The 25,201-nt window shown below is 66.6% G+C and carries 16 protein-coding genes and 1 riboswitch; of the genes, 13 read left to right on the top strand and 3 right to left on the bottom strand.

Annotated elements, in window-relative coordinates; translation table 11 throughout:
* Positions 1–10: 10 nt before the first annotated feature.
* Both EXE63_RS11355 and glnX read right to left on the bottom strand, forming a co-directional pair.
* On the bottom strand, positions 11–970 hold the full coding sequence (locus EXE63_RS11355; protein WP_168142041.1) for a glutamate ABC transporter substrate-binding protein: 960 nt from the start codon (positions 968–970) through the stop codon (positions 11–13).
* Positions 970–2,289, bottom strand: coding sequence for a protein kinase G-activating protein GlnX (glnX, locus tag EXE63_RS11350; protein WP_168142040.1), 1,320 nt, complete (start codon positions 2,287–2,289; stop codon positions 970–972). The genes EXE63_RS11355 and glnX overlap by 1 nt, the downstream gene beginning before the upstream one ends.
* 87 nt (positions 2,290–2,376) lie before the next feature.
* Between glnX and EXE63_RS11345 the strand changes: the two genes are divergently transcribed.
* The gene (locus EXE63_RS11345; protein WP_168142039.1) at positions 2,377–2,856 is read left to right on the top strand and encodes an NUDIX hydrolase; all 480 of its coding nucleotides are present in this window, start codon (positions 2,377–2,379) and stop codon (positions 2,854–2,856) included.
* On the opposite strand, the gene thiE is transcribed toward EXE63_RS11345, so the two are convergent.
* Complete coding sequence (gene thiE / locus EXE63_RS11340) at positions 2,828–3,499, bottom strand: thiamine phosphate synthase (protein ID WP_168142038.1); 672 nt, start codon at positions 3,497–3,499, stop codon at positions 2,828–2,830. The genes EXE63_RS11345 and thiE overlap by 29 nt on opposite strands.
* A gap of 12 nt (positions 3,500–3,511) precedes the next feature.
* Positions 3,512–3,624: riboswitch (TPP riboswitch) on the top strand.
* Between thiE and thiO the strand changes: the two genes are divergently transcribed.
* From thiO to EXE63_RS11280, 12 genes are all read left to right on the top strand, one after another.
* Complete coding sequence (thiO, locus tag EXE63_RS11335) at positions 3,614–4,621, top strand: glycine oxidase ThiO (RefSeq protein WP_168142037.1); 1,008 nt, start codon at positions 3,614–3,616, stop codon at positions 4,619–4,621. Its footprint overlaps the riboswitch before it by 11 nt.
* Positions 4,618–4,815, top strand: a complete 198-nt coding sequence (gene thiS, locus EXE63_RS11330) for a sulfur carrier protein ThiS (RefSeq protein WP_168142036.1) — start codon at positions 4,618–4,620, stop codon at positions 4,813–4,815. Before thiO ends, thiS begins: the two co-directional genes overlap by 4 nt.
* Before the next feature lie 43 nt (positions 4,816–4,858).
* Positions 4,859–5,566: a thiazole synthase gene (locus EXE63_RS11325; RefSeq protein WP_436277755.1), complete on the top strand. Its 708-nt coding sequence runs from the start codon at positions 4,859–4,861 to the stop codon at positions 5,564–5,566.
* Positions 5,567–5,592: 26 nt separating this feature from the next.
* The gene (locus tag EXE63_RS11320) at positions 5,593–6,321 is read left to right on the top strand and encodes an SGNH/GDSL hydrolase family protein (RefSeq protein WP_210000448.1); all 729 of its coding nucleotides are present in this window, start codon (positions 5,593–5,595) and stop codon (positions 6,319–6,321) included.
* Entirely contained in the window at positions 6,318–7,211 is an 894-nt protein-coding gene (locus EXE63_RS11315; protein WP_168142034.1) for an ABC transporter ATP-binding protein, read from the top strand. Before EXE63_RS11320 ends, EXE63_RS11315 begins: the two co-directional genes overlap by 4 nt.
* Positions 7,208–7,951, top strand: coding sequence for an ABC transporter permease (locus EXE63_RS11310; RefSeq protein ID WP_168142033.1), 744 nt, complete (start codon positions 7,208–7,210; stop codon positions 7,949–7,951). Before EXE63_RS11315 ends, EXE63_RS11310 begins: the two co-directional genes overlap by 4 nt.
* A 178-nt stretch (positions 7,952–8,129) precedes the next feature.
* Positions 8,130–9,230, top strand: coding sequence for an IS630 family transposase (locus EXE63_RS11305; protein ID WP_168140352.1), 1,101 nt, complete (start codon positions 8,130–8,132; stop codon positions 9,228–9,230).
* A 382-nt stretch (positions 9,231–9,612) separates the two neighbouring features.
* A complete protein-coding gene (locus EXE63_RS11300; protein WP_168142032.1) occupies positions 9,613–18,486 on the top strand; it encodes a beta strand repeat-containing protein in 8,874 nt (2,957 codons plus the stop codon).
* A gap of 38 nt (positions 18,487–18,524) precedes the next feature.
* A complete protein-coding gene (locus EXE63_RS11295; protein WP_168142031.1) occupies positions 18,525–21,980 on the top strand; it encodes a beta strand repeat-containing protein in 3,456 nt (1,151 codons plus the stop codon).
* Between the two features lie 32 nt (positions 21,981–22,012).
* A complete protein-coding gene (locus EXE63_RS11290) occupies positions 22,013–23,509 on the top strand; it encodes a M28 family metallopeptidase (RefSeq protein ID WP_168142030.1) in 1,497 nt (498 codons plus the stop codon).
* Complete coding sequence (locus EXE63_RS11285; RefSeq protein WP_168142029.1) at positions 23,506–24,915, top strand: M28 family peptidase; 1,410 nt, start codon at positions 23,506–23,508, stop codon at positions 24,913–24,915. Before EXE63_RS11290 ends, EXE63_RS11285 begins: the two co-directional genes overlap by 4 nt.
* 6 nt (positions 24,916–24,921) lie before the next feature.
* Complete coding sequence (locus tag EXE63_RS11280) at positions 24,922–25,182, top strand: hypothetical protein (RefSeq protein ID WP_068001305.1); 261 nt, start codon at positions 24,922–24,924, stop codon at positions 25,180–25,182.
* Positions 25,183–25,201: the final 19 nt, after the last annotated feature.

Genomic DNA, 25,201 nt, shown 5'->3' with positions numbered 1-25,201 from the left:
CAGCGGCTCATCAGTCGGAATACCTCGCCACCGGGGGCGCCGGGGTAGGCCCCAGCACCGTCAGCCACTTGCGGTACAGCGTATTCCAGGTGCCATCGCGGCGAATGCGCTCCAGTGTGCCGTTGACGAAGCGGACCAGGCCGGGGTTGTCCTTGTTGACGCCGATTCCGTAGGGCTCCTGGTTCATGCTGGGGCCGACGATGTGCAGGTAGGGATCCTGGCTCACCAGCCCGGCGAGGATCGAGTCGTCGGTGCTGACCGCGTCGACCTGCCGTTGCTGCAGCGCCACCAGGCAGTCCGCCCAGGTCACCACGTCCACCAGGTTCACCGGAGGCTGGATCTGCTGGACGCGCGTGCGGGAGGTGGTGCCCTTCACCGCGCACACCCGCTTGCCGGACAGGTCGCTGGCCTGCCGGATCGGTGAGTCCCGCGGGGCCAGGATGCGTTGGTTCGCCGACAGGTACTCGGTGGAGAAGTCGACCTGCTCGCGACGTTCGCAGGTGATGCTCATGGTCTTCACCACGATGTCGACCTGATTGTTCTCCAGCGCCTCGATCCGGTCCGCCGAGGACAGGATGCGGTACTCCACCTGAGATGGGGTGCCGAAGATGTCACGGGCCACCTCGCCGGCGATGTCGACGTCGAACCCGGTGATCTCACCGGTGATGGGATCGCGGAAGGAGAACAGGTTGCTGCCGATGTCGAGCCCGACGATCAACCGGCCGCGATTGCGGATGTTCTCCACCGCGTCATCGGCCTGGGCGCGGGTCGGAAAGGGGCGCAGGCTCGCGGTCCGGTCGCAGTCGTCCTCGTCCGGCAACTCGGGCGGACTCGCGTCTGGCGGGGACTCCTCCATCCCGGCCGGCGTGGGCGGGGACAGCGTCACCGCGGGAATCGGGTCGATCGTGGAGGCCTGCTGGCAGCCGGTCAGCACCGCTGCGGTGATCAGAACGCCCAGGAGTTTCTTCACTAGCGGTACTCGCTGAGTCGCGGCCACAGCCCGAGCGCCACGGCGAAGGCCGCGATCACGCTGAGCGCCGCGGCGCCGACCGTCGCCCCCGACAGCACCCGGCGGGCGTTGACGATATCGGAGCGCAACTGGCCGCGGCTCTGCTCGATGGCCTTGGCCAGCGCGGCGTCCAGACTGCTGAAGGCCGGAGTGGAGTTGTCCTCGCCGGTTCCCAGTGCCACTTGGGTGGCGGCCTGGTAGTCACCGACGGAGATGTAGGCGTTGATCCGGTCGTTGGAGGCGCGCCACTTGCGCAGCAGATCTCCGGCGTCGGCCAGATCTTGTTTGTCGATGTCGTTGTTGGTGCTCAAGAACGTGTTCAGCTGCTGGTGCATGCTGTCGATGCGCTGATAGTAGGACTGCTTGCGAACGTCCTCGTCGCCGCGGCGCACCAGGGCCAGGGTCTCGTCGGCACGGGCCTGCTGCGCGGTGATGGCCATCGTGGTAACCGTCTTGAGCGACTGTGCCGCAGTGTTTTTGGCGCTACGGCTGTCGGAGGTGGAGATGACGAGTGCGGTGCCCACCCACACCACCATAATCAGCACGGCCAGTCCGCCCGCCACGAAACCGATGTTGACCCGCCGTCGGGTCCGCTTGGTCAGCCACCTGTTGGCGAACAACCCGAACATGACGGTGGCAAGCACCACCAGGATGACCGGCGCGGGGATGCGGGTGGAGGCTGTCGTCTCGGCGTCCACCCGCGCCGAGGTCGACTCGTAGAGCCGCTGCGCGTCGGGCAGGATCTTGGACTGCATCAGGGCCGACGCTTCGGACAGGTAGGACGAGCCCACCGGATTGCCCGCGCGGTTGTTGGTCCTGGCGGTTTCGACCAGACCGGTATAGACGGCCAACTCGGCGTTGACCCGGCCCAGCAGCTCGATCATGGGTTCGGTGGTCAGCCCGGCAGAGGCGCGGGTGACGGCGACCGAGGCATCGGTGATGGCCTGTTCATAGCGCTGCCGGACGTCCTGCGGTTCGGCCCCTGCGATGAAGGCGGTCGCGGCGGCCGCGTCGGCGACCGACAGCGTGGTGTACAGCTGACCGGCGGCGAAGGCCAGCGGTTCGCTGTGGTCGAGCACCGTGGTGAGCGCCTCCTGGCGATCGTTGATCGTCGTCGAGGTCGCGAACGCGCACGCGATGACGAGAGCGGACAGCACCACGCCGATGGTCAGGATGCGCCCGGGCGTGGTCCACAGAAACCACCAACGCGGGTGCACGGGATTGGTCGGCGAACGTGAAGCCAGCGGTTCGGTCGACGGGTGCGCCAACTCCACGGTCACGTGTAGGCCGACCTCCTCGGTGTTTCTAAGAAGTCTAAGAGACATTGGAGTGACGTGTGGGAATTCACGTGCCCCTATTCTGATGTCGTGCACGGTGATGGTGACGGTTGGGTGGTATCGGACGGTGGCGGCCACTTCTGGGGACGCCACGGCGCGGCCGGACTACTGCTGCGCGCGCCCGGTCCCGACGGTACCTTCGCCGTGCTGTTGCAGCATCGAGCCCCGTGGAGCCACCAGGGCGGCACCTGGGCGTTGCCCGGTGGCGCCCGCGACAGCCACGAGTCCGTCGAGGAGGCCGCGGTCCGGGAGGCGTTCGAGGAGGCCGGGGTACAGGCCGCTCAGATGACGGTGCGGGTCTGCGTCGTCACCCACGAGGTGCCGGGCTGGAGCTACACCACCGTCATCGCCGATGCCGCCGAGCAGCTGCGCACCACCCCGAACCGGGAGAGTTCCGAGCTGCGCTGGGTGCCCGAACACGAGGTGGCAGCGCTGCCGCTGCATCCCGGTTTCGCCGCCAGCTGGGAGCGGCTGCGCACGGTTACGGCTGAGATCCCATTGATTTCTTGAGCGCTTGGGCCGCCGCCTGCGGATCCTCGGCTGCGGTGATGGCGCGCACCACGACAACGCGGCGCGCACCGGCTTCCAGGACCTCGGGCAGCCGCTGCTCGTCGATCCCGCCGATCGCGAACCACGGTTTGGCCGGTGTCAACGCGGCCACCTGGCGGATCAGATCCAGCCCGGGCGCGCTGCGCCCCGGTTTGGTCGGGGTGGGCCAGCACGGTCCGACGCAGAAGTAGTCCACCGCCTCGTCTATCGCGGCCGCGACCTGACCGGCATCGTGGGTGGAGCGCCCGATGACCGGTGTGGGCCCGATGACGTCGCGTGCGATGTCCAGCGGCAGATCGTCCTGGCCGAGGTGCAGCACATCGGCCCCGGCCGCCCGCGCGATATCGGCGCGGTCGTTGACCGCGAACAGCGCGCCGTGGCGGCGGGCCGCATCGGCGAGCACCGCCAGCGCGTCGAGTTCCTGGCGGGCCTCCAGCGGACCGAACTGCTGCTCGCCCGCCGAGCCCTTGTCCCGCAGCTGGATGATGTCCACCCCGCCGGCGAGCGCCGCGTCCGCGAACTCGGCCAGGTCACCGCGTTCGCGCCGGGCATCCGTGCACAGGTACAGCGACGCGGTCGTGAGGCGTTCGAGGCGATCGGACACCCGAGTATCCTGACAGCTGAACACGGGAGTCCCGGGACCGGGGACTGAGAGTGGGCGCGTGACCGGCCCTGACCGTCGTACCTGATCCGGGTCATGCCGGCGAAGGGAGAGGAAATGATGGCTGGATCTCTTGCCGTGATCGGCGGCGGAGTCATCGGTCTGTCGGTGGCCCGGCGCGCCGCCCAGGACGGCTGGTCGGTGCGCGTGCACCGGACCGAGGCGCAGGGCGCTTCCTGGGTGGCCGGTGGCATGCTGGCCCCGCACAGTGAGGGCTGGCCGGGGGAGGACGCGCTGCTGGCGATCGGCCTCGAATCCCTCAAGCTCTGGCATACCGGGTTTCTGGACGGGCTGCCCCCCGAGGTGGTGACCGCCCACGAATCGCTGGTGGTGGCGGTCGACCGGGCTGATGTCGCGGACCTCAAGACGGTGGCCGACTGGCTGTCCGGGCAAGGACACCCGGTCACGGTGACGACGGCCGCCCGTGATGTCGAACCGCTGCTGGCCCAGGGCATCCGACACGGCTTCCGCGCCGATACCGAACTGGCCGTGGACAATCGGGCGTTGGTCGCGGCCCTGGAGCGGGCCTGTGCGGAGCTCGGTGTGCAGTGGGCGCCGCCGGTCTACGAGCTGGCCGCCGTGGACGCCGATCAGCGGGTGATCGCCAACGGTATCGACGCGCCCACCCTGTGGCCGAGTCTGGCGGTGCACCCGGTCAAGGGTGAGGTGCTGCGGCTGCGCTGGCGCAAGGGCTGTATGCCGTTGCCGCAACGCGTTGTTCGGGCCCGCGTGCACGGCAGGGCGGTATACCTGGTGCCGCGTGGCGACGGGGTGGTGGTGGGTGCCACCCAGTACGAGCACGGCCGCGACACCGCTCCGGTGGTCCGCGGTGTGCGGGACCTGCTCGACGATGCCTGCGCGGTGATGCCCGGCCTGGGCGAGTACGAACTCGCCGAGTGCGCGGCCGGATTACGCCCGATGACACCGGACGGGTTGCCACTGGTCGGTAGGCTCGACGAGTGCACGCTGGCCGCCACCGGCCACGGACGCAACGGCTTTCTGCTGGCGCCGTGGACGGCGGAGCGGATTGCCATGGAACTTGTAGCACGCAGAGGGGCGACATGATCTTGCTGGTCAACGGTGATGAAGCCGATGTGCCCGACGGCACCACGGTCGAGGAATTGGTGCACCAGTTGGGTTTTCCCGAGAAAGGCATCGCGGTGGCGGTGGACTGGGAGGTGCTGCCCAGGTCGTCGTGGCACACCGCGCTGGCCGGCGGCGCCCGGGTGGAAGTGGTGACGGCGGTGCAGGGTGGCTGAGACACTCACGATCGCGGGCCGGGAGTTCGGCTCCCGGCTGATCATGGGCACCGGTGGCGCGGCGAACCTGGCCGTGCTCGAGGAGGCACTGATCGCCTCGGGCACCGAACTGACCACCGTCGCCATGCGCCGTGTCGATGCCGAATCCGGTACCGGCGTCCTGGATCTGCTCAACAAGCTGGGGATCACCCCGCTGCCGAACACGGCCGGCTGCCGCGGCGCGGCCGAGGCGGTGCTCACCGCCCAGCTGGGCCGCGAGGCACTCGGCACCGAATGGGTGAAGCTGGAGGTGATCGCCGACGAGCGCACCCTGCTGCCCGACGCGATCGAGTTGGTCAGGGCCGCTGAACAACTGGTGGATGACGGCTTCGTCGTGCTGCCCTACACGAACGACGATCCCGTGCTGGCCCGACGCCTCGAGGACACCGGCTGCGCGGCCGTCATGCCGCTGGGCTCACCCATCGGCACCGGCCTGGGCATCGCGAACCCGCACCATATCGAGATGATCGTCGATGCGGCGAACGTCCCGGTGATACTGGACGCGGGCATCGGTACCGCCAGTGACGCCGCGTTGGCGATGGAACTGGGCTGCGACGCCGTGCTGCTGGCCACCGCGGTGACCCGCGCCGCCGATCCGGCCGCGATGGCCGCGGCGATGGCGGCCGCCGTCACCGCAGGACATCTGGCCCGGCACGCCGGGCGGATCCCCAAGCGTTTCTGGGCGCAGGCATCGAGCCCCGCCATCCTGTGACCCGATACGTGGCGCTTGGCTCGTCGATGGCGGCCGGTCCCGGCATCGCGCCGACGGCGCCCGGGTCGCCGCTGTTGGCGATGCGTTCGCAGCGCAACTATCCGCACCTCGTCGCGCAACGCCTGGACCTGGAACTGGTCGACGTGACCTATTCGGGCGCCACCACCGCCAACCTCCTGACCGAACGCCAGCACGGCGAACCTCCACAGGTCGATGCGCTCGACGGGACCGAGACACTGATCACGGTCACCATCGGCGGTAACGACGTCGGGTACGTCCCGATGCTGTGCGCGGCGGCACTGCCCGCGCCGTTGCGGTGGCTGCCGCCGCTGCGCGGTATGCGCGATGCCGGCGCGCGCGAGCGGGCGCTGACCGCGGTGGCCGACGAACTCATCGAGGTCGGCCGGGTCATCCGGCACCGCTGCCCACAGGCCCGGGTGATGTTCGTCGACTACCTGACCCTGCTTCCGCCGGACGGCGCGGCACCGCCGCTGTCGGCGGCCGACACGGCCCTGGGGCGCCGCGTCGCCGCGGAACTGGAACGGCTGACGGGTGCTGCTGCGGAGGCCACTGGCTGCGAGCTGGTCCGGGCCGCGCAGGCGAGCCGGGACCACCACCCGTGGTCGGCGCAACCCTGGACGAACCTGCCGAGCAGATTCCCGGTGCCGATCCCCGGGCACACCGCGCCGCTGCACCCCAACGCCGAGGGCATGCGTGCGGTGGCCGACCTGGTCGTGGGAGAGTTCCAATCGTGATCGAACTGACCGGCCTGACAAAAACTTTCGCCTCGGTCAGGGCTGTCGACGAGTTGACCTGCACCATCGAACCCGGTGTGGTGACCGGTTTCCTCGGGCCCAACGGTGCGGGCAAGTCGACCACGATGCGGATGATCGTCGGGCTGGACCGGCCCAGTGCCGGCACCGTCACCGTCGCCGGCCGGCCCTATCACGAACACAAGCATCCGTTGCGCACCGTCGGTGCACTGCTCGACGCCCGCCAAGTGCACCCGAACCGCACCGCGCGCTCGCACCTGCGGTGGATCGCGGCGACCAACCGGATACCGGTGCGCAGGGTCGACGAGGTGCTCGCCGAGGTCGGTCTGACCGAGGTGGCCGGCAAACAGGCCGGCGCGTTCTCGCTGGGCATGCTGCAGCGCCTCGGTATCGCGGCGGCCCTTCTCGGCGACCCACAGGTGCTGCTGTTCGACGAACCGGTCAACGGGCTGGATCCCGAAGGCATCCGCTGGATCCGGACACTGATGCGGGGCCTGGCCGCCGAGGGCCGGACCGTGTTCGTGTCCAGCCATCTGCTGGCAGAGATGGCCAACACCGCCGACCGGGTGCTGGTGATCGGGCGTGGCCGGTTGATCACCGCCACCACCATGGCCGAGTTCTTGAATCAGGCCGACACGGTCCGGGTGCGCAGCCCGCAGATCGACCGGCTGGCCGCCCTGCTGCCGGGGGCCCGTCGTGACGGTGCGGCGCTGCTGGTCGACGGCCGCAGCACCGAACAGGTCGGTGACCTGGCCGCGGCAAACGGCATCGTGCTGCACGAACTGACCGCGCAGGCCGCGTCACTGGAGGAGGCCTATATGAATCTCACCGACGGGGCCGTCCAGTACCGGGCGGGTGGCGGGCAGCCGTGACGATCGCCGCAGAACGTATCAAGCTCACCAGCACCCGGTCGCCGCTGTGGCTGGCGCTCGCCGCGGTCGGGATCAGCCTGGCCCTGGCCGCCATCCAGGCCGCGGCGGCGCTGCCCTACAGCGTGGTGGGCCCGGACCGGGCGGTGCTCGGGGTGGCGATGTTCGGCGTCCCGGTGCTGATGATCCTGTCCGCGCTGACCGTGACCGGGGAGTACCGGACCGGGATGATCCGCACGACGTTCATGGCGACGCCGCACAGATCCAGGGTGCTGGTCGCGAAAGCCGTTGTCACCATGGTGTTCTCCGGGGTGCTCGCCGCCGTCATGTCGCTGGGTTCGCTGCTGCTGGTGCGGGCAATGCTCGATGAGCGCCAGGGCGCGCAGCTGGCGCTCACCGGCTCGGCACCGTGGCGCACCGTCGGGGCGGTGACGCTTTATGCCGTGCTGGCCGCGCTGCTGGCGGTGGGGCTCGGCGCGTGCGTACGCCACAGCGCCGCGGTGATCGCGATCCTGCTGCTGCTGCCGTTCGTGCTGGAGCCACTGCTGGGGGCCATCCCGGGTGTCGGAGGCAGAGTGGGCCCGCTGCTGCCATTCGCTAATGCCAACGCATTCACCGAAATTCCGTGGTTGCAGTCTTTCTCCATGTGGTGGGGTCCGCTGGGGTCGGCCGTGTACTTTGCCGGTGTTGCAACGGCGACGTTCTTGGTGGCGGCCGTCGTGGTGGCGCGCCGGGATCCGTAGTCCGGCAAACGCGGACGTTCGCTGTTTCAGTGCGCAACGCGCAGTTGCTGGACGAGCGGCGGGGCGTGCCTGGCAGCGCGGTGTCGCCGACGTCAATTTTTGTCGTGGTCAACTTCTTTATGCGCACTTCCTAGTGGTCTGTCTGTGAATTAATCTGGTAGTTTGTAGTATGCCTGTTATGACAGCTGTCGCGTTGCCGGTCAGTGATGCGCAGCGTGCGGAGTTGGAGCGGATGGCGGCCTCGACGTCGTTGCCGCATCGGCAAGTGGTGCAGGCGCAGGCGCTGCTGTGGGCTGCTGACGGGGTGGCTAACGAGCAGATCGCGCGGCGCAGCGGTGTGGACTCGGACACGGTGCGGCGCTGGCGTTCCAGGTTCGCCCAGGAGGGGATCGAGGGGGTGGGCCGGATCGCCAAAGGGCGTGGACGTAAGTCGAGTCTGCCGGCGGGCACGGTCGAAGAAGTATTGAGGCTGACCCATCAGGGGCGACCTGCCGACGGCTCGACGCATTGGAGTACCCGCACGTTGGCTGCCCGGGTCGGGATCGGCAAGGACTCGGTGGCCAAGATCTGGGCCGATCACAAGCTCAAGCCGTGGAAGGTCGAAACCTTCAAGGTCAGCAACGATCCGCGGTTTGAGGAGAAGCTGGTCGATGTCGTTGGGCTGTACATGAATCCACCCGCGCGGGCGGTGGTGTTCAGCTTCGATGAGAAAACCCAGTGCCAGGCGTTGGACCGTACTCAACCATCGTTACCGATGAAGGCCGGCCGCGCCGGAACCATGACCCATGACTACAAGCGCAACGGCACCATCGACTTGTTCGCCGCGATGAACGTCGCTACCGGCGAGGTCCTGACCGACCTGCGCAAAGGCCACACCGGTGCGGACGTGTTGCGGTTCTTCAAGCAGATCGACGCCAGCGTCGCGCGTGGACTCTCTGTACACGTCGTTCTGGATAACCTGTCAGCGCATTCCACGCCTGAGATCGCGAAGTGGTTGGCGCACAAGGATCGTCGCCGCTGGCACATGCATCCCACCCCGACCTCGAGCTCGTGGCTGAACCTGATCGAGCGATGGTTCAAAGAACTCACCGACAAACGTTTGCGCCGCGGAACCTTCACCAGCGTCGCCGAACTCTCCGAAGCCATCATCGCCTGGGCCACCCATTGGAACGCCGATCCCAAACCCTTCATCTGGAAAGCCCCCGCCGAGGACATCATCACCAAAGTCCGACGCGGCAGAGCCTCTCTCCACCAGGTCAATACGCAGACGGACCACTAGTGGCTTTCAACTGGTGTTATCGAGCAAGTCCGGAATTCCCGGTTGTCGATTTCCTTGATGATGCAAATAGCTGTAATTGACGTAGCCGAAAGTCAAGCGGGACCGATGTGCCGAGATTTATGTTGCTCGTCTGGACTGCCGATACCTGGGATCGGTAGAGACAACGCCGTCTCGGAGGCTGAACATGTGCGCAAATACACCTCGGCATCGTGTGGAGCGTCTCCGGATTGGAGCTGAGGTCGCGCCTGACGTCTGGCACGCCCGGCAGTTGCTCGTCGCGGCCGACGCGGCCGATGCTCTGCGGCGAGGGCGAAGTTCGCGTCATGTCCGCCCCATCGACACGAAGTACGCCAAGTTCGTCGGCCGAGTAGGGGCACTGGCTGTGTCGCTCGGGGTGGGCGTCGCCGTCGCAACGACTCCCGGAGTGGCTCACGCCACCACCGAGTCCGATACCGATGCGCAGTCTGGCACATCGAGCGAGAGTCCGTCGAACACCGGGACATCTCCCGGCGCGGACACGGACACCGACGCGGCGCCTGAAGACGACGAAGACGACAAAGAAGACGAAGACGACGAACCGACCGATTTCGAAACCATCGGATCGTCCACCGAGGACGACGGGGACGACGAGGAGCTCGAGGAGCCAGATGACGCCGACGACGAGGTGATCGTCGAGACTGAGTCACCGCCGGAGATCGAGCCGATCGTTCCTGACTCGGCCGAAACAGACCATGGTTCTGTCGTCCCAGCCGGTTCCGCGGAGGCCGAGGAGCATGACGTTCGTTCCGATTCTCGACCCGATCCGGCGTCAACCCTGGATTCGTCTGCGCCGCCCACGACCGCGGACGATGAAGGCGACAGTTTGCCCGTCAACCCGTTCGGGCTCGAAATACCCGATCCGGCAACGGATCGCGCGCCCGGAATCCAGGCGTCCACCTTCACCACGCCGATAGCGCTGAGCACCACGTCGCTGAACCCCGTAGATGCGCTGCTCGCCGTTCCGCGGACCCTGGGCGGCATGCTCTCGGGTGCCATCTCGACCATCCTTGCGCCATTCCTGCTCACAGGCCCCAGTGCTCCGGTCCAGACGCCACTGCTGTGGACGGTCCTGGCCTGGGTGCGGCGCCAGATCGTCCACACGTTCTTCAACAGGACGCCACAGGTGAGCGTCGAACAAGTCTTACCGCCGGATGTACCCGGATTGGCCATCTTCGATCTGAATGCGACCGATCCGAACTGCGATCCCGTCACCACAACGATCACCGAGCAACCCGAATTCGGCACCGTCGTCAAGAATCTCGATGGGACGTTCACGTACACGGCCGATGTGGATCACCTTCTCACGGGCGTCACGGACAGTTTCACGGTTGTCGTCACCGACTCGGTGGGCACGCATCTGTCAGGTCCGTTCGGGCGCATCCAGAATTTCTTCCACCGGATCGCACAGTTCTTCGGGTTGGCGAAGCCGGACACCATCGCGGTGACCGTGCCGGTGGCCATTCCGGGTATCGGCGTGGATCTACCGCCAGTGCTGGTCGTTTCGCCTGCTGCAGCGGTAGTGGCGGGTGACTCTGTGGTGCTCTCGCCCGTCGTACTTCTGACCGATCCGGATTCTCAATTGCTGTCAGGTGCGACGGTCACGATCGCCGGGCAAGGATCCGATCCCTCTGATGACTTGACCTTCACGCCATCTGGCGGGATCACCGGCACCTATGCGAACGGTGTTCTCACGCTGACCGGTAGTGCGTCTGTGGCGGCGTACCAGACTGTTCTACAGACAGTGTCGTTCTCCACCAACGCCGGCGCCCTGGTCGGATTGCGCACGGTCACCTGGTCCGTGGTGGACGATGACGGAACAGCCAGCCTGCCGGGTCTGACCGAAGTCGTGGTCGTCGGGGTGCTGAATGCGCCGCCTACGGTTGTGGTGACTCCGGTGGGTGTGGTGACGGCGGGTCAGTCGACCACGGTGTCGCCGGTGGTGGTGATTGTGAATGAGCCGGGTGAGCTGCTCGGGGGTGCGACGGTGACGATCGCGCTGGGTGGTGATCCCAGCGATGAGTTGACGTTCACGCCATCGGGCGGGATCACCGGCACCTACGCGAATGGTGTGCTCACGCTGACCGGAAGTGCGACTGCTGTGGCGTATCAGACTGTGCTGCAGTCGGTGTCGTTTTCCACTGATGCCGCAGGGCTTGTTGGGGTGCGCACGATTGAGTTCTCCGTTGTGGATGCTGCGGGTCAGGAGTCTCTGCTGCCGGGTGTGACTGCGCTGACGGTCGTGGGTGCTCTGAATGCGCCGCCTACGGTTGTCACGACACCGGTCGGGGTCGTGACTGCCGGTCAGTCCACGACGGTGTCGCCGATCGTGGTGATTGTGAATGAGCCCGGCGAACTGCTCGACGGCGCCACGGTGACCATCACGCTGGGCGCTGATCCGTCAGACGAGTTGACCTTCACGGGATCCGGCGGGATCAACGGCACCTACGTCGATGGTGTGCTCACGCTGACCGGCAGTGCGACCGCGGCGGCGTATCAGACTGTGCTGCAGTCGGTGTCGTTCGTCACCGACGCTGCAGGGTTGGTGGGTGTGCGCACCATCGAGTTCTCCGTTGTGGATGCTGCCGGTCAGGAGTCGCTGCTGCCCGGCATTACGGCGTTGACGGTGGTCGGGGTGTTGAATGGCGCCCCGACGATCGTGACCAGCCCGGTCGGGGTCGTGACTGCCGGTCAGTCGACCACGGTGTCGCCGGTGGTCGTGATCGTGAATGAGCCGGGTGAGCTGCTGGATGGCGCCACGGTGACCATCACCTTGGGTGGTGATCCCGGCGATGAGCTGACGTTCACCCCATCGGGCGGGATCAACGGCACCTACGTCGATGGTGTGCTCACGCTGACCGGCTCTGCGACAACTGCGGCGTATCAGACTGTGCTGCAGTCGGTCTCGTTCGTCACCGACGCTGCAGGGTTGGTGGGTGTGCGCACGATCGAGTTCGCGGTAACCGACGCCGTCGGCCAGGAGTCGCTGCTGCCCGGCATTACCGCGCTGACCGTGGTCGGGGTGTTGAACGGCGCCCCGACGATCGTGACCAGCCCGGTCGGGGTCGTGACTGCGGGTCAATCGACCACGGTGTCGCCGGTGGTCGTGATTGTGAATGAGCCGGGTGAGCTGCTCGGTGGTGCCACGGTGGCGATCACGCTGGGTGGTGATCCGTCAGACGAGTTGACCTTCACGGAATCCGGCGGGATCACCGGCACCTACGCGAATGGTGTCTTGACCTTAACGGGTGGCGCGACAGCTGCGGCGTATCAGACTGTGCTGCAGTCGGTGTCGTTCACCACCGATGCGGCAGGGTTGGTGGGTGTGCGCACGATCGAGTTCTCCGTTGTGGATGCTGCGGGTCAGGAGTCGCTGCTGCCCGGCATTACGGCGTTGACGGTGGTCGGGGTGTTGAATGGGGCGCCGACGATTGTGACCAGCCCGGTCGGGGTCGTTACTGCCGGTCAGTCGACCACGGTGTCGCCGATCGTGGTGATTGTGAATGAGCCGGGTGAGCTGCTCGGTGGTGCGACGGTGACGATCGCGCTGGGTGGTGATCCGTTAGACGAGTTGACCTTCACGGGATCCGGCGGGATCACCGGCACCTACGCCGATGGGGTTCTCACCCTGACCGGCTCTGCGACAACTGCGGCGTATCAGACAGTACTGCAATCAGTTTCGTTTTCCACCGACGCCGCAGGCTTGGTGGGTGTGCGGACGATCGAGTTCGCGGTAACCGACGCCGTCGGTCAGGAGTCGCTGCTTCCGGGTGTGACGGCGTTGACGGTGGTCGGGGTGTTGAATGGGGCCCCGACGATTGTGGTGACTCCGGTGGGTGCGGTGACGGCGGGTCAGTCGACCACGGTGTCGCCGGTGGTCGTGATTGTGAACGAGACCGGTGAGAACCTGACCGGGGCGACGGTGACGATCACGTTGGGCGGCGATCCCAGCGATGAGTTGACGTTCACGCCATCGGACGGAATCACCGGCACCTACGCGAATGGTGTGCTCACCCTGACCGGCTCTGCGACAGCTGCGGCGTATCAGACTGTGCTGCAGTCGGTCTCGTTCACCACCGACGCCGCAGGGTTGGTGGGTGTGCGGACGATCGAGTTCGCGGTAACCGACGCCGTCGGCCAGGAGTCGCTGTTGCCCGGCATCACGGCGTTGACGGTGGTCGGGGTGTTGAATGGGGCGCCGACGATCGTGACCAGCCCGGTCGGGGTCGTTACTGCCGGTCAGTCCACGACGGTGTCGCCGGTGGTCGTGATCGTGAATGAGCCAGGTGAGCTGCTCGACGGCGCCACGGTGACCATCACCTTGGGCGGTGATCCGTCAGACGAGTTGACCTTCACCGCTTCGAACGGTGTCACTGGTTCGTATGCGGACGGTGTGCTCACCCTGACCGGCTCTGCGACAACTTCGGCGTATCAGACAGTACTGCAGTCGGTCTCGTTCACCACCGACGCCGCAGGCTTGGTGGGTGTGCGCACGATCGAGTTCGCGGTAACCGACGCCGTCGGCCAGGAGTCGCTGCTTCCGGGTGTGACCGCGCTGACTGTCGTCGGGGTGTTGAACGGCGCCCCGACGATCGTGACCAGCCCGGTCGGGGTCGTTACTGCCGGTCAGTCCACGACGGTGTCGCCGGTGGTCGTGATCGTGAACGAGACCGGTGAGAACCTGACCGGCGCGACGGTGACCATCACGCTGGGCGCTGATCCGACAGACGAGTTGACGTTCACGCCGTCGAATGGCATTTCTGGGTCGTATTCAAACGGTGTGCTCACCCTGACCGGCTCTGCAACCGCTTCGGCGTACCAGACTGTGCTGCAGTCGGTGTCGTTTTCCACTGATGCCGCAGGGCTTGTTGGGGTGCGCACGATTGAGTTCTCCGTAACCGACGCCGTCGGCCAGGAGTCGCTGCTGCCCGGCATCACCGCGCTGACTGTGGTCGGGGTGTTGAATGGTGCACCCACGATTGTCACGACACCGGTCGGGGTCGTGACTGCCGGTCAGTCCACGACGGTGTCGCCGGTGGTCGTGATCGTGAATGAGCCGGGTGAGCTGCTGGATGGCGCCACGGTGACGATCACCTTGGGCGGCGATCCCAGCGATGAGCTGACGTTCACCCCATCGGGCGGGATCACCGGCACCTACGCGAATGGTGTGCTCACGCTGACCGGCTCTGCGTCGGCGGCGGCGTATCAGACGGTGCTGCAGTCGGTGTCGTTTTCCACTGATGCCGCCGGGCTTGTTGGGGTGCGCACGATTGAGTTCTCCGTTGTGGATGCTGCGGGTCAGGAGTCGCTGCTGCCGGGTGTGACGGCGTTGACGGTGGTCGGGGTGTTGAATGGGGCGCCGACGATTGTGACCAGCCCGGTCGGGGTCGTGACTGCCGGTCAGTCGACCACGGTGTCGCCGATCGTGGTGATTGTGAATGAGCCAGGTGAGCTGCTCGGTGGTGCGACGGTGACGATCGCGCTGGGTGGTGATCCGTTAGACGAGTTGACCTTCACGGGATCCGGCGGGATCACCGGCACCTACGCCGATGGGGTTCTCACCCTGACCGGCTCTGCGACAACTGCGGCGTATCAGACAGTACTGCAATCAGTTTCGTTCACCACCGACGCCGCAGGCTTGGTGGGTGTGCGGACGATCGAGTTCGCGGTAACCGACGCCGTCGGTCAGGAGTCGCTGCTTCCGGGTGTGACGGCGTTGACGGTGGTCGGGGTGTTGAATGGGGCCCCGACGATTGTGGTGACTCCGGTGGGTGTGGTGACTGCGGGTCAGTCCACGACGGTGTCGCCGATGGTCGTGATCGTGAATGAGCCCGGCGAACTGCTGGATGGTGCGACGGTGACCATCACGTTGGGCGGCGATCCCAGCGATGAGTTGACGTTCACGCCATCGGACGGAATCACCGGCACCTACGCGAATGGTGTGCTCACCCTGACCGGCTCTGCGACAGCTGCGGCGTATCAGACGGTACTGCAGTCGGTCTCGTTGTCCACTGATGCCGCAGGCTTGGTGGGTGTGCGGACGATCGAGTTCGCGGTAACCGACGCCGTCGGCCAGGAGTCGCTGCTGCCCGGCATTACCGCGCTGACGGTCGTGGGTGTACTGAATGGTGCACCCACAATTGTCACGACACCGGTGGGTGCGATGACCGCCGGTCAGTCCACGACAGTGTCACCAGTGGTCGTGATCGTGAACGAGCCCGGCGAACTTCTGGATGGCGCCACGGTGACCATTACCTTGGGCGGCGATCCCAGCGATGAGCTGACGTTCACGCCGTCGAATGGAGTTTCTGGCTCGTATTCAAACGGTGTGCTCACCCTGACCGGCTCTGCGACTGCTGCGGCGTATCAGACTGTGCTGCAGTCGGTGTCGTTGTCCACTGATGCCGCCGGGTTGGTGGGTGTGCGGACGATCGAGTTCGCGGTAACCGACGCCGGCGGCCAGGAGTCGCTGCTGCCCGGCATCACGGCGTTGACTGTGGTCGGGGTGTTGAATGGTGCACCCACGATTGTGGTGACGCCGGTGGGTGCGGTGACGGCGGGTCAGTCCACGACGGTGTCGCCGGTGGTGGTGATTGTGAGTGAGCCCGGTGAGAACCTGACCGGGGCGACGGTGACGATCACGTTGGGTGGTGATCCGTCAGATGAGTTGACCTTCACCGCTTCGAACGGTGTCACCGGTTCGTATGCGGACGGTGTGCTCACGCTGACCGGCTCCGCGACCGCGGCGGCGTATCAGACGGTGCTGCAGTCGGTGTCTTTCTCCACTGATGCCGCCGGCTTGGTGGGTGTGCGCACCATCGAGTTCTCCGTTGTGGATGCTGCCGGTCAGGAGTCGCTGCTACCGGGTGTGACGGCGTTGACGGTGGTCGGGGTGTTGAATGGGGCGCCGACGATTGTGACCAGCCCGGTCGGGGTCGTGACTGCCGGTCAGTCCACGACGGTGTCGCCGATCGTGGTGATCGCGAACGAGCCCGGTGAGAACCTCACCGGGGCGACGGTGACGATCACCCTGGGTGCTGATCCGTCAGATGAGTTGACCTTCACCGCTTCGAACGGTGTCACCGGTTCGTATGCGGACGGTGTGCTCACGCTGACCGGCTCCGCGACCGCGGCGGCGTATCAGACGGTGCTGCAGTCGGTGTCTTTCTCCACTGATGCCGCCGGTCTGGTGGGTGTGCGCACCATCGAGTTCTCCGTTGTGGATGCTGCCGGTCAGGAGTCTCTGCTACCGGGTGTGACGGCGTTGACGGTGGTCGGGGTGTTGAATGGGGCGCCGACGATTGTGACCAGCCCGGTCGGGGTCGTGACTGCCGGTCAGTCCACGACGGTGTCGCCGATCGTCGTGATCGTGAACGAGCCCGGCGAACTGCTGGATGGCGCCACGGTGACCATCACCTTGGGCGGCGATCCCAGCGATGAGTTGACGTTCACGCCATCGGACGGAATCACCGGCACCTACGCGAATGGTGTGCTCACCCTGACCGGCTCTGCGTCGGCGGCGGCGTATCAGACTGTGCTGCAGTCGGTCTCGTTGTCCACTGATGCCGCCGGGTTGGTGGGGGTGCGCACGATCGAGTTCGCGGTAACCGACGCCGGCGGCCAGGAGTCGCTGCTACCGGGCATCACCGCGTTGACTGTGGTCGGGGGGTTGAACGGCGCCCCGACGATTGTCACGACACCGGTGGGTGCGGTGACCGCCGGTCAGTCCACCACGGTGTCGCCGGTGGTCGTGATCGTGAACGAGCCCGGCGAACTTCTGGATGGCGCCACGGTGACCATTACCTTGGGCGGTGATCCGTCAGACGAGTTGACCTTCACCGGATCCGGCGGGATCACCGGCACCTACGCCGATGGGGTTCTCACCCTGACCGGCAGTGCGACTGCTGCGGCGTATCAGACTGTGCTGCAGTCGGTGTCGTTGTCCACTGATGCCGCCGGGTTGGTGGGTGTGCGCACGATCGAGTTCGCGGTAACCGACGCCGGCGGCCAGGAGTCGCTGCTACCGGGCATCACGGCGTTGACTGTGGTCGGGGTGTTGAACGGCGCCCCGACGATTGTGGTGACGCCGGTGGGTGCGGTGACGGCGGGTCAGTCCACGACGGTGTCGCCGGTGGTGGTGATTGTGAGTGAGCCCGGTGAGAACCTGACCGGGGCGACGGTGACGATCACGTTGGGTGGTGATCCGTTAGACGAGTTGACCTTCACCGCTTCGAACGGTGTCACCGGTTCGTATGCGGACGGTGTGCTCACGCTGACCGGCTCCGCGACCGCGGCGGCGTATCAGACGGTGCTGCAGTCGGTGTCTTTCTCCACTGATGCCGCCGGCTTGGTGGGTGTGCGCACCATCGAGTTCTCCGTTGTGGATGCTGCCGGTCAGGAGTCGCTGCTACCGGGTGTGACGGCGTTGACGGTGGTCGGGGTGTTGAATGGGGCGCCGACGATTGTGACCAGCCCGGTCGGGGTCGTGACTGCCGGTCAGTCCACGACGGTGTCGCCGATCGTGGTGATCGCGAACGAGCCCGGTGAGAACCTCACCGGGGCGACGGTGACGATCACCCTGGGTGCTGATCCGTCAGATGAGTTGACCTTCACCGCTTCGAACGGTGTCACCGGTTCGTATGCGGACGGTGTGCTCACGCTGACCGGCTCCGCGACCGCGGCGGCGTATCAGACGGTGCTGCAGTCGGTGTCTTTCTCCACTGATGCCGCCGGTCTGGTGGGTGTGCGCACCATCGAGTTCTCCGTTGTGGATGCTGCCGGTCAGGAGTCTCTGCTACCGGGTGTGACGGCGTTGACGGTGGTCGGGGTGTTGAATGGGGCGCCGACGATTGTGACCAGCCCGGTCGGGGTCGTGACTGCCGGTCAGTCCACGACGGTGTCGCCGATCGTCGTGATCGTGAACGAGCCCGGCGAACTGCTGGATGGCGCCACGGTGACCATCACCTTGGGCGGCGATCCCAGCGATGAGTTGACGTTCACGCCATCGGACGGAATCACCGGCACCTACGCGAATGGTGTGCTCACCCTGACCGGCTCTGCGTCGGCGGCGGCGTATCAGACTGTGCTGCAGTCGGTCTCGTTGTCCACTGATGCCGCCGGGTTGGTGGGGGTGCGCACGATCGAGTTCGCGGTAACCGACGCCGGCGGCCAGGAGTCGCTGCTACCGGGCATCACCGCGTTGACTGTGGTCGGGGGTTGAACGGCGCCCCGACGATTGTCACGACACCGGTGGGTGCGGTGACCGCCGGTCAGTCCACCACGGTGTCGCCGGTGGTCGTGATCGTGAACGAGCCCGGCGAACTTCTGGATGGCGCCACGGTGACCATTACCTTGGGCGGTGATCCGTCAGACGAGTTGACCTTCACCGGATCCGGCGGGATCACCGGCACCTACGCCGATGGGGTTCTCACCCTGACCGGCAGTGCGACTGCTGCGGCGTATCAGACTGTGCTGCAGTCGGTGTCGTTGTCCACTGATGCCGCCGGGTTGGTGGGTGTGCGCACGATCGAGTTCGCGGTAACCGACGCCGGCGGCCAGGAGTCGCTGCTACCGGGCATCACGGCGTTGACTGTGGTCGGGGTGTTGAACGGCGCCCCGACGATTGTGGTGACGCCGGTGGGTGCGGTGACGGCGGGTCAGTCCACGACGGTGTCGCCGGTGGTGGTGATTGTGAGTGAGCCCGGTGAGAACCTGACCGGGGCGACGGTGACGATCACGTTGGGTGGTGATCCGTTAGACGAGTTGACCTTCACCGGATCCGGCGGGATCACCGGCACCTACGCCGATGGGGTTCTCACCCTGACCGGCAGTGCGTCGGCGGCGGCGTATCAGACTGTGCTGCAGTCGGTGTCGTTTTCCACTGATGCCGCCGGCTTGGTGGGTGTGCGCACCATCGAGTTCTCCGTTGTGGATGCTGCCGGTCAGGAGTCGCTGCTACCGGGCATTACGGCGTTGACGGTGGTCGGGGTGTTGAACGGCGCCCCGACGATTGTGACGACACCGGTGGGTGCGGTGACGGCGGGTCAGTCGACCACGGTGTCGCCGGTGGTCGTGATTGTGAACGAGACCGGTGAGAACCTGACCGGGGCGACGGTGACGATCACGTTGGGTGGTGATCCGTCAGACGAGTTGACGTTCACCGCTTCGAACGGTGTCACTGGTTCGTATGCGGACGGTGTGCTCACCCTGACCGGCAGTGCGACTGCTGCGGCGTATCAGACTGTGCTGCAGTCGGTGTCTTTCTCCACTGACGCCGCCGGGCTTGTTGGGGTGCGCACGATTGAGTTCTCCGTTGTGGATGCTGCGGGTCAGGAGTCGCTGCTGCCCGGGGTGACCGCGCTGACTGTGGTCGGGGGGTTGAACGGTGCACCGACGATTGTCACGACGCCGGTGGGTGCGGTGACCGCCGGTCAGTCCACGACGGTGTCGCCGATCGTGGTGATCGTGAACGAGCCCGGCGAACTGCTCGACGGCGCCACGGTGACCATCACGCTGGGTGCCGATCCGTCAGACGAGTTGACCTTCACGCCGTCGAATGGCATTTCTGGGTCGTATTCCAACGGTGTGCTCACGCTGACCGGCAGCGCGACAGCTGCGGCGTACCAGACAGTCCTGCAGTCGGTCTCGTTCACCACCGATGTCGCAGGGTTGGTGGGCGTGCGCACCATCGAATTCGCGGTAACCGACGCCGTCGGCCAGGAGTCGCTGCTACCGGGCATCACCGCGCTGACCGTCGTGGCGGCGCTGAACACTGCGCCGACGGTGCTCACACTTCCTGCGGGAGTTGCCACAGCGGGTCAGTCGTCGGCGGTATCGCCCATCGTGACCATCGTCAATGACCCCGGCCAGAATCTCTCCGGCGCGACGGTGACGATCACGCTGGGTGCCGATCCGTCAGACGAGTTGACCTTCACGCCGTCGAATGGCATTTCTGGGTCGTATTCCAACGGTGTGCTCACGCTGACCGGCAGCGCGACAGCTGCGGCGTACCAGACAGTCCTGCAGTCGGTCTCGTTCACCACCGATGTCGCAGGGTTGGTGGGCGTGCGCACCATCGAATTCGCGGTAACCGACGCCGTCGGCCAAGAGTCGCTGCTACCGGGCATCACCGCGCTGACCGTCGTGGCGGCGCTGAACACTGCGCCGACGGTGCTCACACTTCCTGCGGGAGTTGCCACAGCGGGTCAGTCGTCGGCGGTATCGCCCATCGTGACCATCGTCAATGACCCCGGCCAGAATCTCTCCGGCGCGACGGTGACGATCACCCTGGGTGCTGATCCCTCTGACGAGTTGACGTTCACCGCTTCGAACGGTGTCACTGGTTCGTATGCGGACGGTGTTCTCACCCTGACCGGATCCGCGTCGGTAGCGGCGTACCAGACAGTCCTACAGTCGGTCTCGCTCTCCACCGATCCTGCCGGCCTGGTAGGGGTGCGTACCATCGAGTTCTCCGTGACCGACGCGGCCGGGTTGGAGGCGCTGGTTCCCGGAGTTACGGCGATAACCGTGGTGGCTGCGGTCAATGTCGCGCCTACAGTCGTGGCACTGCCGGTGGGTGTGGTGACGGCCGGTCAGTCGACCACAGTGTCGCCCATCGTGACCATCGTCAATGACCCGGGGGAGGACATCACCGGGGCGACAGTCACGATCAGCTTGGGTGCAGATCCCGCAGATGAGTTGACGTTTACCGCTTCTGGTGGAATCAACGGCTCTTACAGCAATGGTGTCCTCACGCTGACGGGTGGAGCCTCGTCGGCGGATTATCAGACTGTGCTGCAATCGGTCTCGTTCTCCACGGATGCCGCCGGCCTGATCGGGGTGCGTACCATCGAGTTCTCCGTGACCGACGCGGCCGGCCAGGAGGCGCTGCTGCCGGGTGTGACAGCGTTGACGGTGGTGGCGGTCGCCAACGCGGCGCCCACGATTCTGACCACCCCGGTCGGGGCGGTGACCGCAGGGCAGTCGATGACCGTATCGCCGGTGGTGACGATCGTGAACGACCCCGGGCAGAACCTGTCAGGGGCGACGGTCACGATCGCTCTGGGTGGCGACGCGACCGATGAGCTGACGTTCACACCCTCGGCCGGGATCACCGGCACGTACTCGAACGGGGTCCTCACCCTGACCGGTGACGCCTCTACGGCGGCCTACCAGACGGTGCTGCAGTCGGTGACATTCTCGACGGGCGCGGGCGCCCTGGTCGGGGTCCGCACCATCGAGTTCTCGGTGACCGATATACAGGGTGCGACGAGCCTGCTGCCGGGTGCGACCGCGGTGACGGTAGTGGGGATCAATCTGCCGCCTCTGGTGGTCACCTCCATCGTGGGCAACCTGATCTACAACTCCGGCAGTCCGGCCGTCACCGTCGACCCGCTGATCTCGGTGACCGACCCGACCTCGTCGACGTTGTCCAGCGTCACGCTGGCGATCACAGTCGGCCACGACACCGACGATGTGCTCAGCTACACCCAGCCGGCCAACAACCCGGTCACGGCCAACTTCAACTCGGCCACCGGTGTCCTCACGCTTACCGGAGCCGGGACTCCGGCCCAGTATGAGGAGGCGTTGCGCGCCGTGAAGTTCTTTACACCGCAGGTCTTACTGTTGGGCGCCAGGACGTTCACCGTGCTCGCCACCGATAGTGGAGGACTCTCGAGTATCCCGCTGCTCATCGCCTTGGTGATTCTGCTCTAGGCGGTCCGCGACTGTCGGCTACCGTGGGGCTCATGCAGTTCAGATCACGGTCCCTGGTGGCCATGCTGTCCGTGGCCGCCCTCGCCATGGGTGTCAGCGGCTGCGGTAAGGATGCACCGTCGGAGTCGCGCGTGGACGCGACGGCATACGCCGACGAGATCGGCCAGAGCCTCAGCACCGACGCCATGATGGGGCACCTGACCCGACTGCAGGAGATCGCCGACCAGCACGACGGTAACCGGGCGATGGGCACCCCCGGCTATCAGGCCAGCGTCGACTACGTCGTAAACCTGTTGCGTGCCAAGGGTTTCGATGCGAAGACCGAAGAGTTCGAGGTGCGGCTGCCATTCGCCGAGGAACCGGATGTGACGGTGGCGGGCAGCAAGGTCAGCGCCAAGGGCATGTCCTTCACGGTCGGCACCGATCCGCATGGTGTGTCCGGCCCTCTGGTCGCCGCGCCCGCCGACGAGAGCCCGGGCTGCGCCGACGCCGACTACGAGGGCCTGCCGGTACAGGGGGCGGTGGTGCTGGTGGACCGCGGGACCTGTCAGTTCGGCGAGAAGGCCGGCATCGCCGCCAAACGGGGAGCGGTCGCACTGCTCATCGCCGACAACGAGGACCGCCCGCTCGAGGAATTCGGCGGCACCCTCGGCAGTAAGACCACGGTCAAGATCCCGGTCCTGGCGATCACCGAGGCCGAGGGCGCCCGCTTGCGCGCCAACCCCGGCGAGGCCACCGTCAAACTCACGGCCGGTGTCGACGTCAAGAAGACCAGCAACGTGATCGCCCAGACCACGACCGGATCCACCGAGAACGTCGTCATGGTGGGTGCCCACCTGGACAGCGTGCCCGAGGGGCCGGGGATCAACGACAACGGCTCGGGGGTGGCCGCGGTGTTGGAGACCGCGCTGCAGATGGGCAGCTCGCCGGACGTCCAGAACGCGGTCCGCTTCGGATTCTGGGGCGCCGAGGAACTCGGCCTGCGGGGCTCGGCGGACTACGTCGGCAGGCTGGATGCCGAGGCGCTCAAGGACATCGCGCTCTACCTGAACTTCGACATGGTGGGTTCGCCGAATCCGGGCTACTTCACCTATGACGGAAACCAGTCCGCGCCACCGGCGGCCGACGGCAGCGTCCCCCGGGTACCGGAGGGCTCCGCCGGGATCGAACGCCTACTGATCGGGTACCTCGACGGTGCGGGTAAGCCGGGCAGGGACACCAGCTTTGACGGGCGCTCCGATTACGACGCCTTCACCCAGGCCGGAATCCCCTCCGGTGGACTGTTCTCCGGCGCCGAGGAGAACATGACCGCCGAGCAGGCCGAGCTCTGGGGCGGGAACGCCGACCAGCCGTTCGATCCCAACTATCACAAGGCCACCGACACCCTCGACCACATCGACCGCACGGCACTTGAGATCCTGGGCCGTGGAGTCGGCTACTCGACGGCCTTCTACGCACAGGACATCAGCGGCCGCAACGGAGTGCCGGTGCGCGAGGACCGCACCCGGCACGCACAGTCCGACTCATGAGACGAGCGCTGGCGGTGGCGGCCGCTGCGCTGATGCTGACATCGTGTGCGGCGGCACCGGAACCCGCGCCCGCCGACCCGGCCCGTGACCTCGCGGGCAAGGTGAACGCCGACGCCATCTTCGGCCACCTCGAGGAGCTCAACGGTATCGCCGCCGCCAACCGGGGCAACCGGGCGGTCGGCACACCCGGGTACGAGGCCACGGTCGAGTATGTCGCCGGTGTGCTGCGCGACGGCGGATTCGAGGTCAGCACACCGGAATTCGAATGGCTCAAGATGGGCGACCCGGGGAAGCCGACCCTGCAGATCGGCGGCCGCAGCTACCCCGTCACGCAGGCATCCCCACTCGCGGGCACCCCGCGCGGCGGAGTCAGCGGCCAGTCCCTGCGGCCCCGCAAACCCGCCGGGTGCGCCGCCGCGGACTACGGCGATGTGCGCGGAGCGCTGGCGATCGTCGACGACACCGGGTGTTCGGTGGTCGTCAAACAGAACGCCGCCGTCGCCAAGGGCGCGGTGGGCCTGCTGGTGGTGAGCGCCGGCGGTACCAAGGGGCTGTTCGAGCCCGGCTACTACCAGAAGCTCACGCTGCCGGTCGCCGTCATCGACCGCACGACCGATGCTGCGTTGCGCCGCACCACCGCACCGGTCCGGCTGACCCTCGACGCGCAGGCCTCCGTGGCGAAATCACGCAATGTCCTCGCCCAGACCACCACCGGCGACACCACCAATGTGGTGATGGCCGGCGCCAACCTGGACAGCGCGTCCCGCAGCCCCGGGATCAACGACAACGGCACCGGGGTGGCGGCGTTGCTGAGCATCGCCGCCGCGCTGGGGCCGGCGCCCGCGGATGGCAACGCCGTGCGATTCGCCTTCTGGGGGTCCGAGAGTCTGGGCGCGGCAGGAAAATATGTCTCCGGTCTGGACGCGGGCCAGCTCGACGACATCGCCGTCTACTTGGATGCGGACATGCTCGGCTCGCAGAACGCCGGCTTCTTCACATATGACGGTGACCAGTCCGCCGCGACCAACGAGGCACCCGAGGGTTCGGCCGGGATCGAGCGCACCCTGGCCGGTTACCTCAACCTTGCCGGCGTCCGGCCGGCCGACATCCCGCTGGACGGCGCCGGCGACTCCGGCCCGTTCCTGACCGCGGGCGTGCCCGTCGGTGGACTGACCACCGGATCGAACCAGCGCAAGAGCGCCGTGCAGGCCCGACTCTGGGGTGGGCGCGCCGGGGCCGCCTTCGACCCCAACCACGGCACCGCCCGCGATGACATCGAGAACGTCGACCACCGTGCGCTGTCGATCACCGGACCGGCGCTGGCTTTCGCCATCGGCACCTACGCGCATTCGATCGAGGGCGTCAACGGTGTCCCGGCCCGGGACCGCCGACACCGCCAAGGATGAGGACACATGTATCTGCGCATCGATCCCCGCACCACCCCGCCGCACGTCGAGGTCGTCGAACCCGAGGATTTCACCTCCTTCAAGGTCGTGGTGGTCACCGCGGCGCACTCCTGGGTGGATCCCGCTGACCTGACCGCACTCGCCGGGCGCGCCGGCGACCCCGACTGGCAGCAGAAGCTGGCGGGGATGGTCTCCTACGCCGAGTCCAAGGGCTGGCTCGACGACGAGGGCCGCATCCGCGCCCACGTGGAGACCCAGGACGGGTAGCCATCGGGCACCATGAGCC

This window comes from Mycolicibacterium frederiksbergense (assembly GCF_012223425.1).
Classification (GTDB): domain Bacteria; phylum Actinomycetota; class Actinomycetes; order Mycobacteriales; family Mycobacteriaceae; genus Mycobacterium; species Mycobacterium frederiksbergense.
The sequence above is the reverse complement of the archived record's forward strand: the minus strand, read 5'-3'. Positions and strand labels throughout refer to the sequence as shown.

What these genes read in the sequence shown, in the direction of transcription:
- thiO (WP_168142037.1), top strand. Translation starts at nt 3,614, where the DNA reads ATGATGGCTGGATCTCTTGCCGTGATCGGCGGCGGAGTCATCGGTCTG.
- thiS (WP_168142036.1), top strand. Translation starts at nt 4,618, where the DNA reads ATGATCTTGCTGGTCAACGGTGATGAAGCCGATGTGCCCGACGGCACC.
- EXE63_RS11325 (WP_436277755.1), top strand. Translation starts at nt 4,859, where the DNA reads ATGGGCACCGGTGGCGCGGCGAACCTGGCCGTGCTCGAGGAGGCACTG.
- EXE63_RS11320 (WP_210000448.1), top strand. Translation starts at nt 5,593, where the DNA reads ATGGCGGCCGGTCCCGGCATCGCGCCGACGGCGCCCGGGTCGCCGCTG.
- EXE63_RS11305 (WP_168140352.1), top strand. Translation starts at nt 8,130, where the DNA reads ATGACAGCTGTCGCGTTGCCGGTCAGTGATGCGCAGCGTGCGGAGTTG.
- EXE63_RS11290 (WP_168142030.1), top strand. Translation starts at nt 22,013, where the DNA reads ATGCAGTTCAGATCACGGTCCCTGGTGGCCATGCTGTCCGTGGCCGCC.
- EXE63_RS11285 (WP_168142029.1), top strand. Translation starts at nt 23,506, where the DNA reads ATGAGACGAGCGCTGGCGGTGGCGGCCGCTGCGCTGATGCTGACATCG.
- EXE63_RS11280 (WP_068001305.1), top strand. Translation starts at nt 24,922, where the DNA reads ATGTATCTGCGCATCGATCCCCGCACCACCCCGCCGCACGTCGAGGTC.